Annotated in this window: 26 protein-coding genes and 2 pseudogenes; 10 read left to right on the top strand and 18 right to left on the bottom strand. The window is 67.9% G+C overall.

The features are described from left to right. Positions 1-79: 79 nt before the first annotated feature. Positions 80-1,851, top strand: a pseudogene (locus MSPGM_RS18085) (outer membrane beta-barrel protein). A gap of 4 nt (positions 1,852-1,855) precedes the next feature. Here the strand turns inward: MSPGM_RS18085 and MSPGM_RS18080 are convergent. The 7 genes and pseudogenes from MSPGM_RS18080 to MSPGM_RS18050 all read right to left on the bottom strand — a co-directional run bounded on the left by MSPGM_RS18080 (position 1,856) and on the right by MSPGM_RS18050 (position 8,277). Beyond that, a pseudogene (locus MSPGM_RS18080) lies at positions 1,856-2,418 on the bottom strand (AprI/Inh family metalloprotease inhibitor). A 243-nt stretch (positions 2,419-2,661) separates the two neighbouring features. Continuing rightward, positions 2,662-3,486, bottom strand: coding sequence for a succinate dehydrogenase iron-sulfur subunit (locus MSPGM_RS18075; protein ID WP_261925792.1), 825 nt, complete (start codon positions 3,484-3,486; stop codon positions 2,662-2,664). 56 nt (positions 3,487-3,542) lie between these two features. Beyond that, positions 3,543-4,103, bottom strand: coding sequence for a hypothetical protein (locus MSPGM_RS18070; RefSeq protein ID WP_261925791.1), 561 nt, complete (start codon positions 4,101-4,103; stop codon positions 3,543-3,545). 44 nt (positions 4,104-4,147) lie between these two features. Beyond that, on the bottom strand, positions 4,148-5,965 hold the full coding sequence (sdhA, locus tag MSPGM_RS18065) for a succinate dehydrogenase flavoprotein subunit (RefSeq protein WP_015951894.1): 1,818 nt from the start codon (positions 5,963-5,965) through the stop codon (positions 4,148-4,150). 29 nt (positions 5,966-5,994) lie between these two features. Then, positions 5,995-6,414 carry a succinate dehydrogenase, hydrophobic membrane anchor protein gene (sdhD, locus tag MSPGM_RS18060; RefSeq protein WP_004446649.1) on the bottom strand — a complete coding sequence of 140 codons (420 nt, stop codon included), beginning with the start codon at positions 6,412-6,414 and terminating at the stop codon, positions 5,995-5,997. Between the two features lie 8 nt (positions 6,415-6,422). Then, positions 6,423-6,824 carry a succinate dehydrogenase, cytochrome b556 subunit gene (gene sdhC, locus MSPGM_RS18055; RefSeq protein WP_012254823.1) on the bottom strand — a complete coding sequence of 134 codons (402 nt, stop codon included), beginning with the start codon at positions 6,822-6,824 and terminating at the stop codon, positions 6,423-6,425. Between the two features lie 127 nt (positions 6,825-6,951). Further along, positions 6,952-8,277 carry an SLC13 family permease gene (locus MSPGM_RS18050; protein ID WP_261925790.1) on the bottom strand — a complete coding sequence of 442 codons (1,326 nt, stop codon included), beginning with the start codon at positions 8,275-8,277 and terminating at the stop codon, positions 6,952-6,954. A gap of 177 nt (positions 8,278-8,454) precedes the next feature. Between MSPGM_RS18050 and MSPGM_RS18045 the strand changes: the two genes are divergently transcribed. After that, the gene (locus MSPGM_RS18045) at positions 8,455-9,345 is read left to right on the top strand and encodes a LysR substrate-binding domain-containing protein (protein ID WP_004446660.1); all 891 of its coding nucleotides are present in this window, start codon (positions 8,455-8,457) and stop codon (positions 9,343-9,345) included. Between the two features lie 12 nt (positions 9,346-9,357). Here MSPGM_RS18045 and MSPGM_RS18040 read toward each other — a convergent pair whose 3' ends face one another. Beyond that, complete coding sequence (locus MSPGM_RS18040; RefSeq protein WP_004446661.1) at positions 9,358-10,692, bottom strand: Nramp family divalent metal transporter; 1,335 nt, start codon at positions 10,690-10,692, stop codon at positions 9,358-9,360. 415 nt (positions 10,693-11,107) lie between these two features. Between MSPGM_RS18040 and mntR the strand changes: the two genes are divergently transcribed. The 3 genes from mntR to MSPGM_RS18025 all read left to right on the top strand — a co-directional run bounded on the left by mntR (position 11,108) and on the right by MSPGM_RS18025 (position 12,257). Continuing rightward, entirely contained in the window at positions 11,108-11,575 is a 468-nt protein-coding gene (mntR, locus tag MSPGM_RS18035) for a manganese-binding transcriptional regulator MntR (protein ID WP_012753420.1), read from the top strand. Between the two features lie 68 nt (positions 11,576-11,643). Next, the gene (locus MSPGM_RS18030) at positions 11,644-11,952 is read left to right on the top strand and encodes a hypothetical protein (protein ID WP_004446663.1); all 309 of its coding nucleotides are present in this window, start codon (positions 11,644-11,646) and stop codon (positions 11,950-11,952) included. A 101-nt stretch (positions 11,953-12,053) separates the two neighbouring features. Continuing rightward, positions 12,054-12,257 carry a hypothetical protein gene (locus MSPGM_RS18025; protein ID WP_004446664.1) on the top strand — a complete coding sequence of 68 codons (204 nt, stop codon included), beginning with the start codon at positions 12,054-12,056 and terminating at the stop codon, positions 12,255-12,257. 51 nt (positions 12,258-12,308) lie between these two features. On the opposite strand, the gene MSPGM_RS18020 is transcribed toward MSPGM_RS18025, so the two are convergent. Continuing rightward, positions 12,309-12,515 (bottom strand): hypothetical protein, encoded by a 207-nt coding sequence (locus tag MSPGM_RS18020; protein WP_004446665.1) that lies wholly within the window; start codon positions 12,513-12,515, stop codon positions 12,309-12,311. Positions 12,516-12,688: 173 nt separating this feature from the next. Between MSPGM_RS18020 and MSPGM_RS18015 the strand changes: the two genes are divergently transcribed. Beyond that, complete coding sequence (locus tag MSPGM_RS18015) at positions 12,689-12,880, top strand: hypothetical protein (protein WP_004446666.1); 192 nt, start codon at positions 12,689-12,691, stop codon at positions 12,878-12,880. Between the two features lie 168 nt (positions 12,881-13,048). Here MSPGM_RS18015 and MSPGM_RS18010 read toward each other — a convergent pair whose 3' ends face one another. The 6 genes from MSPGM_RS18010 to MSPGM_RS17985 form a co-directional block, all read right to left on the bottom strand. Beyond that, positions 13,049-13,348: a hypothetical protein gene (locus MSPGM_RS18010; RefSeq protein ID WP_004446667.1), complete on the bottom strand. Its 300-nt coding sequence runs from the start codon at positions 13,346-13,348 to the stop codon at positions 13,049-13,051. Positions 13,349-13,501: 153 nt separating this feature from the next. Beyond that, positions 13,502-13,711 carry a hypothetical protein gene (locus tag MSPGM_RS18005; protein ID WP_004446669.1) on the bottom strand — a complete coding sequence of 70 codons (210 nt, stop codon included), beginning with the start codon at positions 13,709-13,711 and terminating at the stop codon, positions 13,502-13,504. An 88-nt stretch (positions 13,712-13,799) separates the two neighbouring features. After that, positions 13,800-14,255: a hypothetical protein gene (locus tag MSPGM_RS18000; protein WP_004446670.1), complete on the bottom strand. Its 456-nt coding sequence runs from the start codon at positions 14,253-14,255 to the stop codon at positions 13,800-13,802. Positions 14,256-14,554: 299 nt separating this feature from the next. Further along, positions 14,555-14,794, bottom strand: a complete 240-nt coding sequence (locus MSPGM_RS17995; RefSeq protein WP_004446671.1) for a hypothetical protein — start codon at positions 14,792-14,794, stop codon at positions 14,555-14,557. 327 nt (positions 14,795-15,121) lie between these two features. Continuing rightward, on the bottom strand, positions 15,122-15,367 hold the full coding sequence (locus MSPGM_RS17990; RefSeq protein WP_004446672.1) for a DUF6894 family protein: 246 nt from the start codon (positions 15,365-15,367) through the stop codon (positions 15,122-15,124). 151 nt (positions 15,368-15,518) lie between these two features. Next, positions 15,519-15,881 (bottom strand): phage holin family protein, encoded by a 363-nt coding sequence (locus tag MSPGM_RS17985; RefSeq protein WP_004446684.1) that lies wholly within the window; start codon positions 15,879-15,881, stop codon positions 15,519-15,521. 380 nt (positions 15,882-16,261) lie between these two features. Here MSPGM_RS17985 and MSPGM_RS17980 point away from each other — a divergent pair, with 380 nt between their 5' ends. The 3 genes from MSPGM_RS17980 (at position 16,262) to MSPGM_RS17970 (ending at position 18,962) form a co-directional block, all read left to right on the top strand. After that, a complete protein-coding gene (locus MSPGM_RS17980; RefSeq protein ID WP_043707117.1) occupies positions 16,262-16,972 on the top strand; it encodes a L,D-transpeptidase in 711 nt (236 codons plus the stop codon). Between the two features lie 92 nt (positions 16,973-17,064). Beyond that, the gene (locus MSPGM_RS17975) at positions 17,065-17,772 is read left to right on the top strand and encodes an SOS response-associated peptidase (protein WP_004446686.1); all 708 of its coding nucleotides are present in this window, start codon (positions 17,065-17,067) and stop codon (positions 17,770-17,772) included. A 143-nt stretch (positions 17,773-17,915) separates the two neighbouring features. Continuing rightward, positions 17,916-18,962: an endonuclease/exonuclease/phosphatase family protein gene (locus MSPGM_RS17970; RefSeq protein WP_261925789.1), complete on the top strand. Its 1,047-nt coding sequence runs from the start codon at positions 17,916-17,918 to the stop codon at positions 18,960-18,962. A 94-nt stretch (positions 18,963-19,056) separates the two neighbouring features. On the opposite strand, the gene MSPGM_RS17965 is transcribed toward MSPGM_RS17970, so the two are convergent. Together MSPGM_RS17965 and MSPGM_RS17960 are read right to left on the bottom strand one after the other, a co-directional pair. Beyond that, entirely contained in the window at positions 19,057-19,380 is a 324-nt protein-coding gene (locus tag MSPGM_RS17965) for a hypothetical protein (protein ID WP_004446691.1), read from the bottom strand. Continuing rightward, a complete protein-coding gene (locus MSPGM_RS17960; RefSeq protein WP_004446692.1) occupies positions 19,377-19,595 on the bottom strand; it encodes a hypothetical protein in 219 nt (72 codons plus the stop codon). Before MSPGM_RS17960 ends, MSPGM_RS17965 begins: the two co-directional genes overlap by 4 nt. A 487-nt stretch (positions 19,596-20,082) precedes the next feature. Between MSPGM_RS17960 and MSPGM_RS17955 the strand changes: the two genes are divergently transcribed. Beyond that, positions 20,083-20,238, top strand: coding sequence for a hypothetical protein (locus MSPGM_RS17955; RefSeq protein ID WP_004446702.1), 156 nt, complete (start codon positions 20,083-20,085; stop codon positions 20,236-20,238). Between the two features lie 165 nt (positions 20,239-20,403). On the opposite strand, the gene MSPGM_RS17950 is transcribed toward MSPGM_RS17955, so the two are convergent. Further along, on the bottom strand, positions 20,404-20,799 hold the full coding sequence (locus tag MSPGM_RS17950; RefSeq protein ID WP_004446705.1) for a hypothetical protein: 396 nt from the start codon (positions 20,797-20,799) through the stop codon (positions 20,404-20,406). Positions 20,800-21,067 lie beyond the last annotated feature (268 nt).

Below are 21,067 nucleotides of genomic sequence, written 5' to 3'. Positions count from 1 at the left end.
AACCATGGAGCGCCGACCGGAAACGGAACGCCGCCCCGTCCACGGGCCGCCGGCCGTATCCAGGGAAAGAGCGCTGCCGGTGTCACGCGAGCGGCCGAACGGGGACAAGCGAGGGGGCCGCCGCGGGGCGTTCGCTCTGGCGCTGCTCCCCGCCCTGCTCGGGGCCCCGCGCTGGCGCAGGAGACGGCCGATCCGTCGCAGGCCGAGCCAGCCCCCAGCACGGCATCGAACCCGCTCGCACGCAGCCCCTCCGAACCGGCGACCGCGGGCCGCCCGCGCCGCTCCGCCTTCGACGCGCCGACGGCGTTGCGCGGCTCCGGCGCCTTCTCCGCCCCCGCCCCGCTCGGCAGCGGCACGACCGCGAATCCGGCCCCCGCCTCCGAGGAGAGCGAGGAGCCGAGTGTGGCCCGCCTGCCGCGCTTCCGCAGCGCGACGAGCCTGCCCGGCTCCGCCGCGACGCGGGGCACCCCGGCCCGGCCCTCGATCTTGCGTCTGCGCGCGGCACCCCCGCGCCGGCTCGGCACGGCGACCCGCCAGATCACCCAGACGCGCACGCAGCAGACGATCACGGATCTGCGCCTCACCCCGGTGATCCAGACGCCCGTCTCCGGCGTGCCGCTGCCGGCGCCGATCCTCGGGCTCGGCCTGCCGAACGCCGCCGGGCTGCTGCTCGGCACGGCTTTGCGCCGGCCGATCCCCGCCGACACCGCCTACGCGCCGCTCGGCATCCGGCTCGGCACCTTCACGCTGCTGCCGGCCTTCACCCAGAGCGTCGGCTACGATTCGAACCCGGACCAGATCGGCGGCACCCGCCTGCGGCCCTCCCTGGCGCTGCGCAGCGAGGCGGAGCTGGCGCTGCGCAGCGAGTGGTCCGCGAGCGAACTCACCGCCGAGATGCGCGGCAGCTACCTCGAATATCCGCAGAACCCCGAGGCGAGCCGCCCCAACGCCGTGGGCACCGCGCGGATGCGCATCGACGTCGACCGCGACACCCGGATCGATCTGGAGACCCGCTTCCTGCTCGACAGCCAGCGCATCGGCAGCCCGGATCTCGGCGCGGGCGGGGGGGCGACGACCCGGCCGCTCTTCGCCACCTACGGCGCGACCGCGGGGGTGCAGGAAAACTTCAACCGGCTGCAGCTCTCGCTGCGCGGCTCGATCGACCGCTCGGTCTTCGAGGACGCGCAGCTCGGCAACGGCACCACGATCATTCAGAGCGACCGCGACGCCAACCAGTACGGCCTGCGCCTGCGCGCCGGATACGAGATCTCACCCGCGATCACGCCCTTCGTCGAGACCTTCCTCGACACCCGGGTCTACGACACGCCGGTGGACCAGTTCGGCCTGCGCCGCGATTCCGACGGCGTCGCCTTCACCGCGGGCGCGGCGGTGGCGCTCAACAGCACGCTGACGGCGGAGATCTCGGGCGGCCTGCAGCACCGCTCCTACATCGATCGCACGCTGCAGGACATCAACGCGCCGGTCATCAACGCGGCGCTCGTCTGGTCGGTCTCGCCGCTGACCACGGTGCGGTTCAACCAGCAGACGGGCGTGATCGAGACCGCGGTGCCGGGCTCCAGCGGCGCCTTCACCGACGCCGCCACCCTCGAAGTGCAGCACGACCTCTTGCGCAACCTCTCGATCACGCTGGGCGGCGCTTACCTCTCCACCAACTACGACGGCGTGCGCATCCGCGAGCGGGGCTATTCCGCCACCGCCCGGCTCGACTACCGCTTCAACCGCTGGCTCGCTTTACGCGGCAGCTACATCTACTCGACGCTGAACAGCACCGTCCCGCTCTCGACCTACGAGGCGCACACGGTGCTGCTCGGGGTGCGGGTGAACCCTTGAAGCGTCAGCGCGCCATCGAGAGCTGCGCGCCGGATTTCGAGAGCGCACCCTCGAGGCCGCCGCCGGCCTGCCGCAGGCGCGCGGTGACGGTGCCGCCCGGCTGGTAGAGGTAGACCTCGCCATCGCGAAAATCCCAGGCCGAGACCTTGGCGAGATCCTTGTTGCCGCAGCCCGCGGCCGAGGCCTTGTAGAGGTCGAGCGAGGGCGTGCTCGACAGCGACACCTTGCAGCTTCCCGCGGCATCGGTGGCGTTCCACGAGCCCACCACCGAGGAGCGCCCGGTCGCGACCACCGGCGGCGGAGCGGGCGGGGGCGGCGGCTCGATCGCCTGCGAGGGGGCCGCGGCGACGCTGGGGGCGGCGGCTCGCCCGGCGCGGCGGAGGCGCCCGGCGGGGGCGCGAGCGGCTCGCTCGTCACCGTGCCGGCGGGCAGAGCGGGCGTGGCGGGTTCGAGCGCCGCCTGGGGCCGCGGACGCTCGCGGGGCCCCTCGAAGCGGTTGGAGGCGCAGGCGCCGACGCTCGCGGCCAGCGCGAGACAGGCGGCTTTCGACAGGAACCCACGCGTCATCAAAGACCCCTCACCCCAAACACGCAACGGTCGCGCTTGCCCTCAGGGCCAAATGCGCTTGCGGCAAGGCAGGCTGCATGCCGGGCCGGGGAAAAGCCGTACACGTCCAGGTTTTCGCGGCAGTGTGGCGGCCCTGCCTCAGTCGATGAGTGCCGCCTGCGGGGTGCCGGAACGAGGAGAGCCGCGCCAGGGTGGGGCGCGGCTCTCGAACCTCGTCTCGAAGGGTGTCCTGCGGCGAAGCGATCAGACTTCGCGTTCGACCATCATCTTCTTGATCTCGGCGATCGCCTTGGCCGGATTGAGGTTCTTCGGGCAGGTGTTGGCGCAGTTCATGATCGTGTGGCAGCGGTAGAGCCGGAACGGATCGTGCAGCCCGTCGAGGCGCTCACCGGTGTTCTCGTCGCGGCTGTCGATCAGCCAGCGATAGGCCTGAAGCAGGGCGGCCGGGCCGAGGAACTTGTCGCCGTTCCACCAGTAGCTCGGGCAGCTCGTGGTGCAGCAGGCGCACAGGATGCACTCGTAGAGGCCGTCGAGCCGGGCGCGATCCTCGGGCGTCTGCTTCCACTCCTTCTCGGGCGCGGGCGTCTCGGTCTGGAGCCAGGGCTCGATCGACGCGTGCTGCGCGTAGAAGTTGGTCAGATCCGGCACGAGGTCCTTCAGGACCGGCATGTGCGGCAGCGGGTAGATCCGCACCGCACCGTCCTTGTCCTTGCGGGTCAGGAACGGCAGGGCGTTGTCGGGGGTCTTGCACTCGTCGATGCCCATGGTGCAGGCGAGCGCGTTCTGCCCCTCGATGTTCATGGCGCAGGAGCCGCAGATGCCCTCGCGGCAGGAGCGGCGGAAGACCAGCGTCGGATCGACCTTGTTCTTGATCCACAGCAGGGCGTCGAGGACCATCGGGCCGCAATCGTCGCGATCGACCCTATAGGTGTCGATGCGCGGGTTCTTCCCGTCATCCGGGTTCCAGCGATAGATCCGGAACACTTGGAGGTTCTTGGCGCCGTCCGGCGCAGGCCAGGACTTGCCTTCGGTGACCTGCGAATTCTTGGGAAGGTTGAACTGGGCCATGTCCTGTGCCTTTGGGTGCGGCGGCCTGCGGCGCGCTCCGAGCTTCTGGAAAAATCCTATTGCCGGTCGAGCCAGCCGGTCATGAACCGCTCAGCCTCCGCCTTCGGAGGCTGCTTCGCGGCCGGGCCGGACAGGCGGAACTTCACGAATTGGCCGCGCAGACCGGTGAGGCAGAGCAGGCTCTCGGTGGGGCCGAGGGCCGGGTGATCGATGGTGAAGGCGCGGCAGGTGAGCCGGGCGCCCGCCTCCCCCGGCAGGCGCTCCGCGCCGCGATCCTCGCTGCCGCGGTAGAGGCCCTGCGCCACCGCCGTCCTGACGTCGCCGGCCGCCTGCGCGAGCTGTCCGGTGACAACAGGTGAGGAGGCTCCGTCGGGGATGTTCGCCACACCGGCATCGTAGACGTAGATGTCCGCCTTCCAGCGCCCGTTCGTGTAGACGACGGAGTAGCCGTGGCCCGGCGCCCGGGCCTCGTAATCCGTGCGGGGGCCGCGACTGAAGCCCGCGACTTCGGCCGGGAAGTCGAAATCCGGTGCCCGCGCCGCTGCCGGCACGATCAGCAGCAGCCCCGCCGCGGCGGACAGGACGGCACGCACGACGCGACGCGAGGCTGGGATCATCGTCCCCGCCCCTCCCCGTTCGACCGACTGCGCCGCGGGCTGCATCAGTACACCCGCGCCTTCGGCTCGATGTACTGGATGTCGTTCGACATCGTGTAAGTGTGGACCGGGCGGTAATCGATCTCGACGCCGTGCTTGGATTGGTCGAGCCACGCGAGCGTGTGCTTCATCCACTCCTTGTCGTCGCGGTCGGGGAAGTCCTCGCGGGCATGCGCGCCGCGGCTTTCCTTGCGGTTGACCGCCGATTCCATGGTCACGACCGCCTGACCGATCAGGTTGTCGAATTCCAGGGTCTCGAGCAGGTCGGTGTTCCACACCAGCGAACGGTCGGTGATCGCGATGTCGGAGACGCCGCGCCAGACCTCGTGAATCAGGCCCTTGCCCTCCTCCAGCACCTCGCCGGTGCGGAAGACGGCGCAGTTGTTCTGCATCGTCCGCTGCATCCGGTCGCGCAGCTGCGCGGTCGGGGTGCCGCCGTCGGCGTAGCGGAAGCGGTCGAGGCGCGCGAGCGCCTTGTCGGCCGAGCCCTTCGGCAGTTCCGGCTGGCGGGCGTCGGGCTCGACGATGTCGGCGCAACGCAGGCCCGCGGCGCGGCCGAACACCACGAGGTCGATCAGCGAATTCGAGCCGAGGCGGTTGGCGCCGTGCACCGAGACGCAGGCCGCCTCGCCGAGCGCCATCAGGCCCGGCACCACCGTGTCGGGGTTGCCGTTCTTCAGGGTCAGCACCTCGCCGTGGAAGTTCGTCGGGATGCCGCCCATGTTGTAGTGGACCGTCGGCAGGACCGGGATCGGCTCCTTGGTCACGTCCACGCCCGCGAAGATCTTTGCTGATTCCGAGATGCCCGGCAGGCGCTCGTGCAGGATCTTCGGGTCGAGATGATCGAGATGCAGGAAGATGTGGTCGCCTTCCTTGCCCACGCCGCGGCCGTCGCGGATCTCCATGGTCATGGAGCGGGAGACCACGTCGCGGGAGGCGAGGTCCTTGGCCGAGGGGGCGTAGCGCTCCATGAAGCGCTCGCCCTCGGAGTTGGTGAGGTAGCCGCCCTCGCCGCGCGCGCCCTCCGTGATGAGGCAGCCGGCGCCGTAGATGCCGGTGGGGTGGAACTGCACGAACTCCATGTCCTGCAGCGGCAGGCCGGCGCGCAGCACCATGGCGTTGCCGTCACCGGTGCAGGTATGGGCCGAGGTCGCCGAGAAGTAGGCGCGGCCGTAGCCGCCGGTGGCGAGGATGGTCTGCTGGGCGCGGAAGCGGTGGATCTCGCCGGTGGCCTGGTCGATCGCCATCACGCCGCGGCAGCGGCCGTCCTCGTCCATGATCAGGTCGAGGGCGAAGTACTCGATGAAGAACTGGGTCTTGTTCTTCACCGCCTGCCCGTAGAGCGTATGGAGCATGGCGTGGCCGGTGCGGTCGGCCGCGGCGCAGGTGCGCTGCGCGGTGCCCTTGCCGTAATCGGTGGTCATGCCGCCGAACGGACGCTGATAGATCTTGCCCTCGTCCGTGCGGGAGAACGGCACGCCCCAATGCTCGAGTTCGTAGACGGCCGCCGGCGCGTTGCGCACGAGGTACTCGATCGCGTCCTGGTCGCCGAGCCAGTCCGAGCCCTTCACGGTGTCGTACATGTGCCAGCGCCAATCGTCCGGCCCCATATTGCCGAGCGAGGCGGAGATGCCGCCCTGCGCCGCCACGGTGTGCGAGCGGGTCGGGAAGACTTTGGTGATGCAGGCGGTGCGAAGCCCGGCCTGGGAGCAGCCGACCGTGGCGCGCAGACCCGCGCCGCCGGCGCCGACGATCACCACGTCGAAGGTGTGGTCGGTGATGGCGTAGGCGGGCGCGCCGCCGTTCGTTCCGTTGGAGGCCATGGCGTGAATCCTTGGTTCCGTGACGACGATCAGGCGAGGCCGCCCAGGCTCACGCGGAGGATCGCGTAGAGGCAGGCAGCGGCCACCGCGACCGCGTAGAAGGTGTTGGCGATGAGCGCCGCGAACTTGAGGCCGTGGCTGTGCACGTAGTCCTCGATGACCGTCTGCATGCCCAGACGCATGTGGATCGTCACCGACACCACGGCCAGGATCAGGATGATCGCAACCAGCGGGTGCGACACCAGCGCGACCGCCTGCGGGTAGGTCCGCCCGGCCATCAGCGCGATGATCACGACGAAGGCGAGCATCAGGAGCGCGTTCGAGGCGCCGGTCAGGCGCTGCAGCCAGAAATGGCCGGCGCCGTGACCCGAGGCGCCGAGGCCCTTCACCCGGGCGCGCGGCGTGCGCATCGAGAGCGCGGTGTTCTGGCGGTTGTCGACCTGGGACATGGCGAGCCTCAGCGCACGAGCAGGGCGATCGCCCAGATCACGATGGTCAGGGTGACGGAGCCGATCAGCGTGGCGCGGGCGAGCCCCAGGCGCCGGTCGCGGTCGAAGCCGTAGCCCGCATCCCAGATGAAGTGGCGCAGGCCGCCGAGCATGTGGTGCAGCAGCACCCAGGTATAGGCGAACAGGATGGCGCGCCCGGCCCACGAACCGAAGAACCACGCCACCGTGTCGTAGGCGCGCGGACCGGAGGCGAGCGCCACCAGCCACACCGCGACGAGGAAGGTGCCGCCATAGAGCGCCGTGCCGGTGATGCGGTGGAACACCGACATCGCCATAGTCCAGGTCCAGCGGTAGATCTGGAGATGGGGCGAGAGCGGCTGGGCGACCGTAGGTCTGACGGTAGGGTTCATCGCGGCTCACGATCCTCGCGTCGAAGACTGGATAAATTCCAGGGAAGGGTTAGGGCGCTCGGCTCCGACCGGCAATGCCGGTGCTGCGGTGCAGCATTGGTCAAGCTGACGATCGCGCGGATCTGTCTCATGCCAGTCTCCCGGTCAGCCTGAACCAGAAGTAGGCAAGCGGGGTCGCCACCAGCAGCGACGCGACGCCCGTGGCGAGCGTGAGTTTGGTCGCGTCGGCCAGGGACAGGCGGCCGAGATCCATCGTCATGATGATGGGCGGTGCCTGATAAGGCAGGAACAGCGTCGAATAGCCGACCACCTGCACCATCAGTACGCTCATCAGGTCGAAGCCGCTGGCCCGCGAGAACTCCTCTGCCAGCGCCGTGTAGAGGGCGGGCGCGCCGTTGGCGGTGGCGGTGAACAGGAAGCCGATCGACAGGCCGGTCAGCGTCGCGAAGTTCTTGGCGGGTGCGCCCGGCTCCAGCGGGGCGACCGAGAGGAGTGCGTGGCCGAGATCGGCGCCAAGCCCGGTTTCGTTGACCACCGCCGTCAGCCCGAACAGGGCGGCGACGTAGAAGCAGGTCCGCAACGGGATCTCACCGAAACTCGCCGACGACAGCACGCCGACGCCCGGCAGCAGGCAGATCACCGCGGCCGCGAGCCCGATCCAGGCGGGCGGGATGCCGTGCCAGCCGTCGCTGAGCCACAGCGCCAGCATCACCGCGAGGATCACCGAGAGGCGCCGCTCTTCGGCCGATAATGGGGGCAGCGGCGGCAGTTCGGGCCGCTTCCCGTCGAGGCGATCCGGAAAGATCAGGATCGTGCAGGCGACGAGCAGCGCGCCCTTAACGAGGCCGAGAACCGGAGCGTGCAGAAAAAGATACGGCAGATAGCTGAGATGAATATCGAACAGCGTCTCGGCGGTGCCGGCCATGACGAGGTTCGGCACGTTGGCCGGCAGGATCGCCGCCGAGAGCATCGGCGTGGCGATGCCGAAGGCGAGCAGCGCGCCCTCCCGGCCCGGACGCCCGGCCTTCAGCCCGAAGGCGTCGCACAGCGCGATCACCACCGGCACCATCAGGGCGATGCGGCCGAGATTGGACGGCATCACGAAGGCCAGCGCGAAGGAGAAGGCGACGAGGCCGGCGATGAACCCCGGATAGGAGGCGGGCAGCCGCGCGGCCAGTCGGCGCGCGAGCCGGTCGCCCAGTCTGGTGCGATTCATGGCGAGCCCGACCACCATTCCGCTCGTCACCAGCCAGAAGGCGGAGGAGGCAAAGCCGGAAAACACCGTCTGCGCCGGGGCGAGCTTGAGCAGCATCGCGAGCGCGAAGAACATCAGCGCCGTGACGATCTCGGCCACGAGCCCGCTCGCCCACAGTCCCATGCACAGCACGAGCAGGCCCCCGGCCGCGACGACCGTGCCCTGTCCTCCGAAAATGCTGGCGGCTGCAGCGCTCATGGGCGCGCTTCAAACGCGAATTGGAACCGTTCGCAATTCGGCTTTCGTGGTGGGTGCCTTCGCCACTGGCGAAGGCTGGTGCCTCGCTCACGCTCTCGTGATAAGCTTTGCGACCGATCCTTGCTCCGTCCCACGCGAATGCGGGGCCTAAGAGCGCTTCGTCGAACTCAACCTGTGATGCGCTTCGATCTCGTCGATCTGAACCTGTTCCGCCACGTCGTCGAGGCCGGTTCGATCACCCATGGGGCCGAGCGGGCGAACCTCGCGCTCGCCGCCGCCTCGGCGCGGGTGCGGGCGATGGAAGCCTCGCTCGGCGCGGCACTCCTCGTGCGCGGGCGCCAGGGCGTGACGGTGACGCCCGCCGGCCGCACCCTGCTGGCGCATGCCCGCGAGATCATGGGCCAGATCGAGCGGCTGCAAGGCGATCTTTCCGTGTTCGCGGGCGGCGCGGTCGGCCAGATCCGGGTTCTGTCGAACACCAACGCGCTCACCGAATTCCTGCCCGAGGCGCTCTCCGCCTACCTCGCCCTGCATACCGGCGTCAGCGTCGATATCGAGGAGCGGACATCCGACGAGATCGTCGGGATGGTGGCCGACGGGGCCGCCGATCTCGGCATCGTCGCGGGCACCGTCGATACCGGCACGCTTCAGACCTTCCCCTTCCGCCACGACCGCTTCGTGGTGGTGGTCGCGGCCGGCCACCCGCTCGCCGACCGCGACAGCCTCGGCTTCGCGGAGGTGCTGGAGCACGACCTCGTCGGCCTCGACCGGCCGAGCGCCCTGACCCGCTTCCTCGCGGCCAAAGCCTCACGCATTGGGCGGCCGATGCGGCTGCGGGTGCAGTTGCGTAGCTTCGACGCGGTCTGCCGCCTCGTGGAATGCGGCGTCGGCCTCGGCATCGTGCCGGAGACCACGGCGCGGCGGGCCAAGCGCACGATGAGCATCGCGCCCGTCCCGCTGGAGGATCCCTGGGCGGCGCGCGACCTCAAGCTCTGCCTGCGGGATCTGGCGGGCCTGCCGCCCTTCGCGCAGGATTTCGTGGCGCATCTGCGTGCAGCCGACGCATGAGGCGCCGTCGGGTCAGGTGCCGGCGAGCGTGTCGACCAAGAGCTTCACGTTCAGCACGACGATGATGCCGGCGATGACCCAGGACAGCCCCTTCAGCCAGCCGGGGATGACGAGCGGACCCATCAGCCGCCGGTCGGAGACGAAGCGCACCAGCGGGATCACCGCGAAGGGCAGTTGCATCGAGAGCACCACTTGGCTCAGCACGAGGAGCCGGGCCGTACCCTGCTCACCGTAGAGGGCGGTGACGATCACCACGGGGACGATGGCGATGCCCCGCGTCACCAGCCGCCGGGCGAAGGGCGGCAGGCGCAGCCGCAGGAAGCCCTCCATCACGATCTGGCCCGCGAGCGTCGCGGTCACCGTCGAGTTGAGGCCGGACGCCAGAAGCGCCACGGCAAACAGCGTCGAGGCGATGCCGACGCCGAGCAAGGGCGAGAGCAGCTCGTAGGCCTGCTCGATCTCCTCGACATCGGTGCGCCCGCCCGCGTGGAACACGGACGCGGCCATGATCAGGATCGCGGCGTTGACGAACAGGGCCAGCATCAGCGCCACCGTCGAGTCGGTGACGGCGAAGCGCAGCGCCTCGCGCCGGCCCTGATCGGTGCGGGGATAGGCGCGCGTCTGCACGATCGAGGAGTGGAGGTAGAGGTTGTGCGGCATCACGGTCGCGCCGATGATGCCGATGGCGATGTAGAGCGCGGCCGGGTTGGTCACGATTTCCCGCGAGGGCACGAAGCCGCCGAGCACGGCCTGGATCGGCGGTGCCGCCATCGCGATCTGCAGGCCGAAGCAGACGAAGATGATCGTCAGGAGGCCGATCACGAAGGCCTCCAGCGCCCGGAAGCCCCGGCGCAGCAGCAGCAGCACCACGAACACGTCGAGCGCCGTGAGGATCGCGCCCAGCGTCAACGGGATGCCGAACAGGAGCTTGAGGGCGATGGCCGTGCCGATCACCTCGGCGAGGTCGCAGGCGATGATCGCCGCCTCGCAGATCAGCCAGAGCGCGATGCTCACGGGCCGCGAGGTCCGCTCGCGGCAGGCTTGGGCGAGGTCGAGGCCGGTGGCGATGCCGAGCCGCGCCGCCAGCGCCTGCAGCACGATCGCCATCAGGTTCGACAGCAGGATGACGGAGAGCAGCGTGTAGCCGAACTGGGCACCGCCGGCGATGTCGGTGGCCCAGTTGCCCGGGTCCATGTAGCCGACCGAGATCATGTATCCCGGCCCGATGAAGGCGAAGAGCCGCCACAGCCAGGACCCGCCCGCCCGCACCGGCACGCTGCCATTGAGCGCGCCGAGGCTCGGTTCCGCTGGGGCTTGCCCGGGCGGTGCCGGCCGAACCTGATCCATCACCACTTCCATTCGCATCAAGGTGCCGATTGCCCCTGCCCCTCGCTCCCGATGGAGCGGACCGGCGCAGGAGAGCGGGCGCTCCATTCGCACCCGCACACAGCAAGGCCTTATAGCATTAGCTATAAAGCTGCGCCGAAGCTGAGATCAAGGGGCTTCCAGCCGGGTTCCCGGCCGTGGGGGGCTTAGGTTAAACATGCCGGTAGGGTACCTTCGAAACACCGGGCGGATCGATCGCTCTCGCCGTCGCATTTGCCGCCGCACTTGCCATCGCTCGTGCCGAGGCGCGGTCCGTGCGCCGGGTGTTTCGTGAAGACGTTTGACGACCCTATGAGGCGTGGGCCAATCAGGCCGCGCCCGAAATGGAGGAGCCCGCCGCCTCATGCAGGATGCGTCGCGAGATATGGGGCGAGAGATGGGTCAGAAGCCGGCACCCGAGGTGCACCCGGCGGGCGCGGATGCGCCGCTCGTCGATGCGGAGGTCCATGTCGAGAGCTTCCGTCAGGCCCGCGAGGCGCGTCGTCTCGAACTGGTGGAGGATTACGTCGAGTTGATCGCCGACCTGATCGGCGATGGCGGCGAGGCGCGGCAGGTCGATATCGCCGCCCGCCTCGGCGTGGCCCAGCCGACGGTCGCCAAGATGCTCAAGCGGCTCGCCGAGGACGGCCTCGTGCAGCAGCGTCCCTATCGCGGCGTGTTCCTCACCCCGGCGGGGCAGGCGTTGGCCGAGCAGTCGCGGGAACGCCACCGCATCGTCGAGCGCTTCCTGCGCGCCGTGGGCGTCAGTGCCGAGACGGCCCGACGCGACGCGGAGGGGATCGAGCACCATGTCAGCGCCGAGACGCTGGAAGCGTTCCGCCGCTTCGCCGATGCGAAGCTGTAGGCTCCGATCCTGACCGCGCGGCGCGCTTCCCGCCCGACCTCTCGACGTGCTTTTGAGGACCCAACCCGATGGACCAGACCCAGCAACTGACGGCGCTCGCCGCCGTCAGCGCCCGGCACGACGCGGCGGTGACGAATCTCGCCGAAGGGCTCGCCGAGCTCGGCGCCAAGCAGGTGGCTCACCAGATGGCGGTGGGCTTCCTGGCCAGCGTGCTGCGCTCGATCGACTCCGATCACTACGACGAGCGCCTCGAAGGCTACCTCGCCATGCTGCGCGACGTGCTGTTCCGTGACGATCCGGATGCGGTGCTCGCCACGACCGTTCTGGAGACGATCGAGCGCTCCTTACGTCCCGCGCAGGATCAGGATGAGAGCTGAGGTCGCCCGTCCGGTGCTGGGATTCGCGCGCTTACAAATGTGAACGCCGCGCGGTGTCGCCGCGCCTTGGTCGCTGCCGCGGGGCATGGCACCATGCCCGCATGGCTGACCGGAACCACCATCCCTACTCCATCGATGTGAGACCCTGCTGGCGGCGCCCGGGCCGCTTCGTCTGCTCCATCGTCGAGAAGGGGGAGCCACGGCGCTACGGCGCGCAGAGCTACGCGACCTTCGACGAGGCCCGCCGCGCCGCCCAGACGCGGCTTCGCCAACTCGTCTTCGAATGGCAGCTTGTCGGCTCCTGATCGGCCCCCTCGGAAGGCAGGCCGCGGGGATTGCCGCTGTCCGCTTCGGTTCTACTCGGCGTCGGCGGTCTGCGCGTACTGAACCAAGGCGGCCATCTGCGCCGGCGCCCGGAACACTCGTCCGTCGCTGGTCTCCACGTAGACCTCCGAGGCGCCCATGCTCGCGAAGGTCATGGCTCGCTCGGCGGCCCTCGCCCCGAGGTCGTGCGGTTCCTTGGAAGGGCCCGAGGGTGAGGTCCAGTGAACGGTGTAGCGCATGACGTTCTCCTCTTCAGCGACCGTGATGTCGGGGCACATCACCGCTGCGCGGCGAGCGGTATACCCGGTCCGGCCGATCAAATCTGCATCATAATGCCGAAGTGACGGTTCCTTGGGGCTTACTGCGCGTTCTACGGCCTGAGGCGCTCTGCGCTGCGAACCGGGAGACCATCATGAGGAAGCCGGAGAAGCCGGGTGCGGATGCCGGCAAGACGCACAAAGGCGGTGCGCTCGGGAACATCGACGAGCAGACGGGGCATCCCGGCAAAGGCACGCCCGGCGCGACGCTCAAGCCCGAGGACAACCCCGATCCCTCGAAGGACTTCAAGCCGGAGACGCCGGAGGACCGCAAGCCGAAAGGTTAAGCGCGGAACACGCGCTTTCGGGTCCGGCGCGGTTTCCGGTGGGCGTGGTCGAGGCTGAATGCGGGCCGAGCAGAGCGACGTTCCGAGACGGCCAAGCGAGACTGGAGTCGTAACGAAAGAGGGCCGGCATCACGCCGACCCCCCCGATCTTATCTCGCTGTGGATTGGTCAGCGCCCGCCGGCCGCGCCACCGGCACCGCTGGTGCCCGCACCGGTGCCGGTGCCCATGCTGCCGCCGGACGTACCGCCAGCAGCACCGGGCGCCGCCGGGGCCATGCCGGTCCCGGTCGTGCTGCCGGTCGCTGAACCCGTTGCGCGCTCCATGCTCTTCTCGGAATTGCTCTTCACGCTGGCCGGGTTGTTCATGTTGCCCTCGGCGCTTCCGCCGCCGGCAGGCGTTTGAGCCAGAGCGGCCCCCGAAAGGGCCAGTGTCAGCGCTGCGGCAAGGGCGATTGTCTTGGTCTGCATGGTCGTTTCCATCCCTGTTTGTCGTTGAGCAGGATCAACGCCGGGGTTGCCCGGTTCGTTCAGGCCCCCCGAAGCGCCCTGGCGCGAATGCGACAGGGACGCATATGGATGGATCACGTTGCGCATCTGCGTGAGGACGCAGATCCCTCACAATCAGCGGAGGGTGGGAGACTCGTCGGGCTTGAGTGCCCGCTCTTCACCCTCGGAACCACCGGTCGAGACGTGAGAGTTCAGCCGATCCAGGTGCTCGAAGACGTGCTCGAAAGCCCGTGTCACAGCCTTTTCGAAGGACCCGTCCTGCGTGCCCTGAGCCGCTTTGACAGCGCTGAGGAGTTCGTGATGCTGTTGTGTGTCGCTCGACATGGCATTCCTCGCTTGCGGGTGAGATGCGATACCGAGCCAAACCTCAACGGCTGGCTCGGTTCCGAGGCTGTTCGATCGCCTCTGCGCCTCAGCCGGCTGGCGGAACGAGAATGTACTTGCCGACGAAGGGGTCGCTCTGGCTGTTCACACCCGTGCATCCGTAGGGATGCTCGCCAGCCGCCATCGTCCTGAACTTGAGCGTGGCTTTGCCGTTCAGCTTGATGGTGTAGCCCTTCTCACTCGCGGAGTGGCCCTGGTCACCATCCACGTGCTGCACGAGGCCGTTCTCGAACTGACCGTCCATGGTCAGGGTCACGGGCTGGTCGGCCTTGTTGATCACCCGTAGCTCGGCATTCGTATTCGCCGGCAAACGGAGCTCGGCGGGCGAGCAGACGATCTTGCTGTCCTTCTTCTCCATCGTCAGCTCCATGACGGGCTGTCCGTCGGAGGCCGGCGGGGGCAGCGGCTTTCCTTCGGCGTGGGCGAGGTTGGCGGACAGCATGAGGCACAGGGTGCCCAGCGTGCTTACGGCGTATCGTGTCACATCGATCTCCCTGGGAGTTGAAGGGGCAAGGCAAACGCCGGCCGCCTGTTCCTGGACGTGACGCCGCAGGCCGACCCGGGGCGGTGCAGGCTCATGGGGGAATCGACGGGCAGGACACGAAGACAGGCGGGCACTCGGCCCCAAGCACCCCAGCGAGAAGACGGCGCGAGCAAGGGCGTCACCGGTGAGGTCGTGAGACGCGCAACGTCTGACTGACCCCGACACCGTGGGAATGCAGAAGGACAGCAGGATCTCGTTCCGACCCCCGCCACTAAGTGCGCCGGAGCCTGGGGGCAGCCTCAGCCGTGCAGATCGGCTTCAGCCTGAAGGTGCACTTCGGCCTTGCGGACGACACTGCAAGGATCGTGACCTTTCACCTCCGCCAACAGCAGGAGGTCGGTGACGAGGTCGATGATATCGCTCTCTCCGATATCGTCCGATCTGGTCGGATAGCACCAGCGTCGGATGCCGGAGTGTTCGTGAAGGTAAGCGTCGAGGGCCTTTTGGGCGAGATCGGCGCGCTTTGCTTTGTCCGGCATGAGGATCTTGCCTCCCACCGCATGACGCCGCGCCAGACATCATCTGATTCGGCTGGTATTCCGTAAACGATAGGCTGCGGCACCTGTTCAACAGGCTGATGGAGAATTTTGCCTCGATCGTTTCGAGGGTGGATCAGGTGAGGATGTTATTCCCTACCTCTTCCGGGGTACCCCGGCGGATTCAGGTCTATACAGGTGGCCAGGGTCCCGGTTGTCTTTAGCGCCAGGGCCGAAGAACTGGGTACGGCGGCAGGTTGCACAGTTTCGGCCATCGCGCGATGGCACATGATCCGCTAATTCAGCAGATCATTCCCTTGCCTTCCAAGATTATCCAGCGCTGGTGAGCCGGAGTCCGGAATAGGTCAGCGTTCCCGTGTAGACGATGGCTCCGCTCTCATCACGGACGAAAACGCTGAAGGAGCGGTGATCGCCGTCTTTCGGGATCTCCCAGCGCGCCACCTCAGGCAAGAAGATCATTGCCTCCTTGCGTGCCGCCTCAAAATCCGCCTGCTCGGACCCCTCATCGTCACGATGAAACTCACCGTCGTGCGTGTCGAAGAAGTAGCGCGGCACTCCCGCCTCCGAATTGGCTCTGACTGCCTCAGCCAACCGCGATGGCCGGTGCCGGGTTTCTGCCTGATCTCACACTGAAGGTGCTGCCGAACTTGGTGCGTGCCCGAGTCCGTTTACCGCTCGAGGCCGTTTACCGCCCTCGGCGGACCCCTCAGCCGACCGGCGCACGTAGGCTCATCCACCTGAGGCCGAGGAACGTCAGAATCGCTGTGGCGGCGACGAACGGCATGGCCACGATCAACGCTGCCAGCGCGTCGTTGCCGATCAGCGCAGCCAATGCATCCCGCAGGGCGAGCAGAAACAGGACCAGCGAGGCGAGGACCAGCAGGAGCGCCCCGCCGAACAGGAGCACGAGCAAGGCAAGCATACGGAGGTTGCCGCGGATTTCCGTTCGCGCCAGCCGGAGCAGCTTGCCGAGGTGAGCGCTGGCCTCGCGGATCGCGACGAGGATCAGGACAGCGGTGGTGCGAGGATCGTCACCCGGCTGACCTTCTTGAATGGTCTGTTCGCTCAATGGTGTTTCCTCACCGCTCTCCGAGCCTCTCGTCCCTGGCAGGCATGAGAGTCCGCGCCGCCATTAAAGCGGCCCGCGGCCTACAGCTAGCGCGAAGCTTCTGCATGGCGACATCCGGATCGACAGCGCTCGCAACGCGAAGGTTAGCCACCGAGGCATCCCGTGACAGTCAGCAAGCATGAAGCCGAGCGAATTATCCCGGCTGCCGTTTGCGGTTCGGAGCAAAGCGTCCGGCATCGTCGCAGGGCCATCGATCGGCCGCGAGCGCCGCACTTGCCAGGCGAGCCAAGTCGCCGCACTCTCAGCTTAGCCTTACGATGGCCGGATTGATGCCGATGCATGTCCCCATCGGATTGCAGGATATGGAAAGCCCTGAAAGCATGACGATGGATGGTGGGCACGCCGACGCCGGCGGTTCGGACGAGACCGGTCTGCTCGGATGCCGGCCACGGCGTCTTGGCCGCCGTTCGTTTCTGGCGGGCTCGGCGGCCACCCTCGGCGCATTCGGGCTCGGTGGTTGCGTGACGTCCGACGGCACGATGCTCGCCGACGCGGCGAAGGTCTACGGGCCGATACCGGACGAAAAATTCCCGATCCCGGCGGTCGATATCAGCAAGGTCAATCCGAAATACTACCGCCGGACGGTTCGGTACGAGACCAAGGAGGCGGCCGGAACGATCATCGTCGATCCGCGCAACTACTACGTCTACCGCGTCGAGGGCGACGGTTCCGCGACCCGCTACGGCGCCAATGTCGGACGCGACGGGTTCTTGTGGAGTGGTGACGCGTATGTCGGCCGCAAGTCCGAATGGGCGACTTGGACGCCGCCCAAGGAGATGATCCGGCGTCAGCCCGAGGCTGCTCAATACGCGCGCGGGATGCCGGGCGGCCTCGACAACCCGCTCGGTGCCCGCACCCTGCACCTCTACCAGGGCGGCGCCTATACGCTCTACACGATCTACGCCAGCAGCGACCCCGAATCGATCGGCAGTGGCATCACGAGCGGCTGCGTCGGCTTGCTCAGTCAGGATATGATCCACCTCTACGCGCGAACCCCGGTGAAGACGAAGGTGGTGGTCCTGCCGGCATAGCGGCCTGCCTCGGCCCTGATTCCAGGGCCTTGTGGTTCTAACGCGATCGCAACCGAGGGGCGGCTGCCGGATCGCGCCACGCGGCGCCGGCTATGTCGCGGCGCTGTGAGTCGCGCGCGGCGGACCGGCTCGGCTATCATCCGGCGATGTGCAATCTCTACGCCCTTACCAAGAGCCAGGACGAGATCCGGCGCCTGTTCAAGGTGGAAACCGATCGGACCGGCAACCTGCCGCCCCTGCCTGGGATCTTTCCCAACAATGCCGCGCCGATTGTTCACGTCGCAGAGGGGCAACGCACCCTCTCGATGTATCGATGGGGCATGCCCTCGCCGGCCTTCGCCCTGAAGGGCAAGAAGACCGATCCGGGCGTCACGAATGTGCGCAACACCGCCTCGCCGCACTGGCGGCGCTGGCTCGGGCCGGAGCATCGCTGCCTCGTGCCGCTGACGAGCTTCTCCGAGAACGAGGCCCTGCCCGACGGCTCCCACCCGCCCGTGTGGTTCGCGCTCGCCGAAGAACGTCCGCTCGCCTGTTTCGCCGGCATCAAGACCGAGGGCTGGACCTCGGTGCGCAAGGTGAAGGACGGCGAGACGACGGACGACCTCTACGCCTTTCTGACCACGGAGCCGAATGTCGAGGTCGCCGCGGTCCACCCGAAGGCGATGCCGGTGATCCTGACGACGGATGAGGAGCGGGATCTCTGGCTGCGCGCCCCGTGGGCCGAAGCGTCGGTGCTGCAGCGCCCTCTCCCGGATCGGGCGCTGATCGTTGTGGCGCGCGGTGAGCGATCCGACGCATGAGGCGGACCGAAGGCCCGCGGCGTGAGAGCGCATGACCGCAGGCGCTCTCGTCACCCTATGACCCCGAAGGAGCCGGCGCCAGACTGTGCGTCGAAATCGAGCAGAGACTCGATGGGGCTGGGCTCCGATTGATTGGAATAGAGTTGGCCTACTTGTCGATCGCCCTGGAACTTGTCGCACTTCTGCTGATCGTCGCGACGTTGCTACCCCTGATTCCGACGAACCTTGGCGTCATCCGCAGCCTGGATTTTCCCCGGCTGCAGATCGCGGTCGCGCTCGCTGCGAACTGTGTCGGGCTTCTCGCGATCTCCCGGGACGGCACGGCTCTGACTCTGGCGGTCGCCATGGTCGCGGCTCTTGCCCTGCAAGCCAGCTATATCCGGCCGTTCACGCGATTGACGGCGCCTCAGGCAAAGGGAGCAGGGTTGTGTCGTCCGGACGACCGTATCAGCCTCCTCGTCCTCAACGTGCTCCAGTCGAACCGTAATTACGGTGCGGCGCTCGATCTCATCGCCACCAAGGCGCCCGATCTGGTGTTGCTGCTCGAAACCGATGCGGGATGGCACGCCGCAATGGCTCCGCTGCGCGCGCATTATCCGCATCGCGTCGAACATCCGCAGGACAACACCTACGGCCTGCTGTTCTACTCCCGCCTTCCCTTGCGCGATCCGACGATCCGCTTTTTGCTGCAGGAGGACGTTCCGTCGTTACGCACCACGGTGGTCCTGCCCAGCGGCGAACCGGTCACCTTCTACGGGCTTCATCCGCGGCCCCCCCATCCGGGCCATAGCAGCGCACCGCGCGATGCCGAACTCGTCGTGGTCGCCCGAGAGGTCGCGAAAACGAAGGATTCGACCATCGTCGCCGGTGACCTCAACGACGTGGCCTGGTCCCACACGAATCGATTGTTCCAGAACATCAGCGGCCTTCTCGATCCCCGTCAGGGGCGCGGCCTGTTCTCGACCTTCCATGCGCAATATCCGTTTGCACGCTGGCCCCTGGACCACATTTTCTTCAGCGAGCATTTTCTCTTGAGCGACATGCAGCGCCTGAACGATGTCGGGTCCGACCATTTCCCGATCTGGGTCGACTTATGCCGGGCGCCGCACGCCCCGGCACAACAGGTTGCACCCGAAGCCTCCGAGCAGGACCATCGGGATGCCGAGAAGGCCATCGAGGCGGTGCGGTGAGGTCGGGAGCGATAGCCGGCGCAAGCCCATTGGCGACGGCCCTTTCGAGAAGGCGGAGGGGCCGACAAGGCGCTCCCGTTGCCCCCGCAGCGCCTCAGGCAGTGGCCGGCCCGCTGCCTTGCTCGACAACCTCCAGCGCGCGCAGAACCGCCATGGCGGCCATATCGGCATCGACGCGTCCTTCATCCGTGGCCGGCATCACGGCGACGGCCTCGAACACGTTTCCGCCGACGGCGCCGATGACGACCTTGAGGCATCGTCCTTCGGGCCCGCTCGCGTCCTCCAGCAGGGCCACGAGATAGCCCGCTGCGGTCCCGTAGACGTGGAGCGGCTCGTACGCCTCGAGCGCCTCGGCCGCGATGGCTGGCTCAGCTTCGCGGTCGCGGCCACCGAAGTTGGGGCGGATGATGTTCGTCATAGCCATCGCTCGTCGATGTCGGTCGCGTTGTAGTCCGCCAAGGGCTGGTGCTCGTCGCCGTCGGCGAAGATCGCCACATCGTCCGGGCCTATGTCGTGCTTGGCAATGCGGTCCCAGCGCCGATGGATCATCGTGGGGCCGCCCCAGATCCGGAAGGCGTTCCAGTAGCGGTCGTCCTTGAAGCCGATGTAGTGGACGCAGCGGGCAGCGGGCATGCCGCAACCTACGTTCGGGGATCAGGCGACGCGAGAGGTTCTTGCCACCGCCACCCCGACTGCGACGACGAGGACGCTCCGCGGGCCGCGTTGCTGCCTCAACCTCGCTCCAGACGCACCTCGCCCAAGCCGGGCCGAGGGGAAAAGCATGTTCGGGACCGAGGTTTTTGTCGTGCTCGCAGGCGTCGTCGGCGCAATCGCATTCATGGTGGCCGGACGACCGGCTTCCGACCGCTTCCTGCCCTGGTGAGGCGGCGGCGATCCCCGACGGATCAGCCTTAACGGATGGCTAACTACATCCGAACAGGGCGCGGAAACCATCGCGGACAAAGGCGTTAGCCGGACACGTCGATCCAGCCACGTTCACGAGCACCCGCGATGACCATCACCGTCTTCGATCCGATTAGCGGCCAGATGGTCACGATTCGCGTGCCGGCCCCGCAGCCGCGCTGATCCCGTCACTCTCGTCCCCGCCCGAGCCACGACGATGATCGGTCTTCCTCTCTACCGCCTGCTCGTTGCCCTCGTCCTCGTGCTGTCGAGCGCGGCGGCGACGACCCGCCTCGGTCACGCCGAGCCGAAGACGGCCTGCGAAAGCGGGGCGCAGGCCGGTGCCTGTTCCCCTACGGCCGAGCCCCGGTAGCGCTTTCGAAGCATCGCCCCTCGGAGCCGCACGGATCCTCCGGATCGGCCACGCAATAGCCGGCCGCCGCTCCATGGAGGTGGGGCGGCGATTGCTCGTCGGCGGGCGGCGCTCTTCAACGGTCGCGATGTCACACCCGACTGAGTGCGTCCGGTGCGTCGTCGGTCATTTCCCGCCGCGACGGGTCGCGAATTCCCAGATCGGCAGGCCGACCGGCACGCCGGGTGTGTTCCGGTAGCCGCTCACATTGCCGAACAGGATCCGGTTCGGCTCGATGCCGATCGCCTTCTGCCCTCCTGTGATCATCACCCCGCACCAATCCACCCGCAACGTCCCGTGCTCGGGATGGACGCCGAAGATCTGCGGCGCGGTCCAGCCCAAGCGCACGGCCTCGGCGCCGAAGCGCTCGATGAAGTCGGTGCAGGCCTCGTGGATGTTCGCCCAGGCCGTGGTGCCGAGATACCGGCAGGGCGGTGAAGTCGGACGGAGGGCGCCGAGGGCTTTGCGCCATTCGGCGGCTTCGGGCGGGAGCGGATCGGGCGCGAGTTCGGGAAGGAGCATCCTGGCTGCCGGCTGATGGTGGGGCCGACGGCATAGGGGCGCCTGGTTGCCTCAAGCTTACCGGCTGACCGGGTTCACAGGCTTTGCGCCCCCGCGCGTTGGCCTCGTAGGTTCGCCGACGGTGGGGCTCGGATCAGGCCGGTTCGACCGAACCGCGGTTCGGTCTCGGTGGCCAGCGGTCGTGCATGGAGGGCTTGCCCGAAGCCCCCTGCCCGGCTACTCAAACGCAGCGTTTCTGTCGTCGTTTCTGTTGCCCAACCTGTCGTCG

Source organism: Methylorubrum sp. GM97 (genome assembly GCF_024347855.1).
In the GTDB taxonomy this organism is placed as follows: Bacteria; Pseudomonadota; Alphaproteobacteria; order Rhizobiales; family Beijerinckiaceae; genus Methylobacterium; species Methylobacterium extorquens.
Note: the sequence above shows the minus strand (reverse complement) of the source record. Positions and strands in the feature narration are given on the sequence as shown.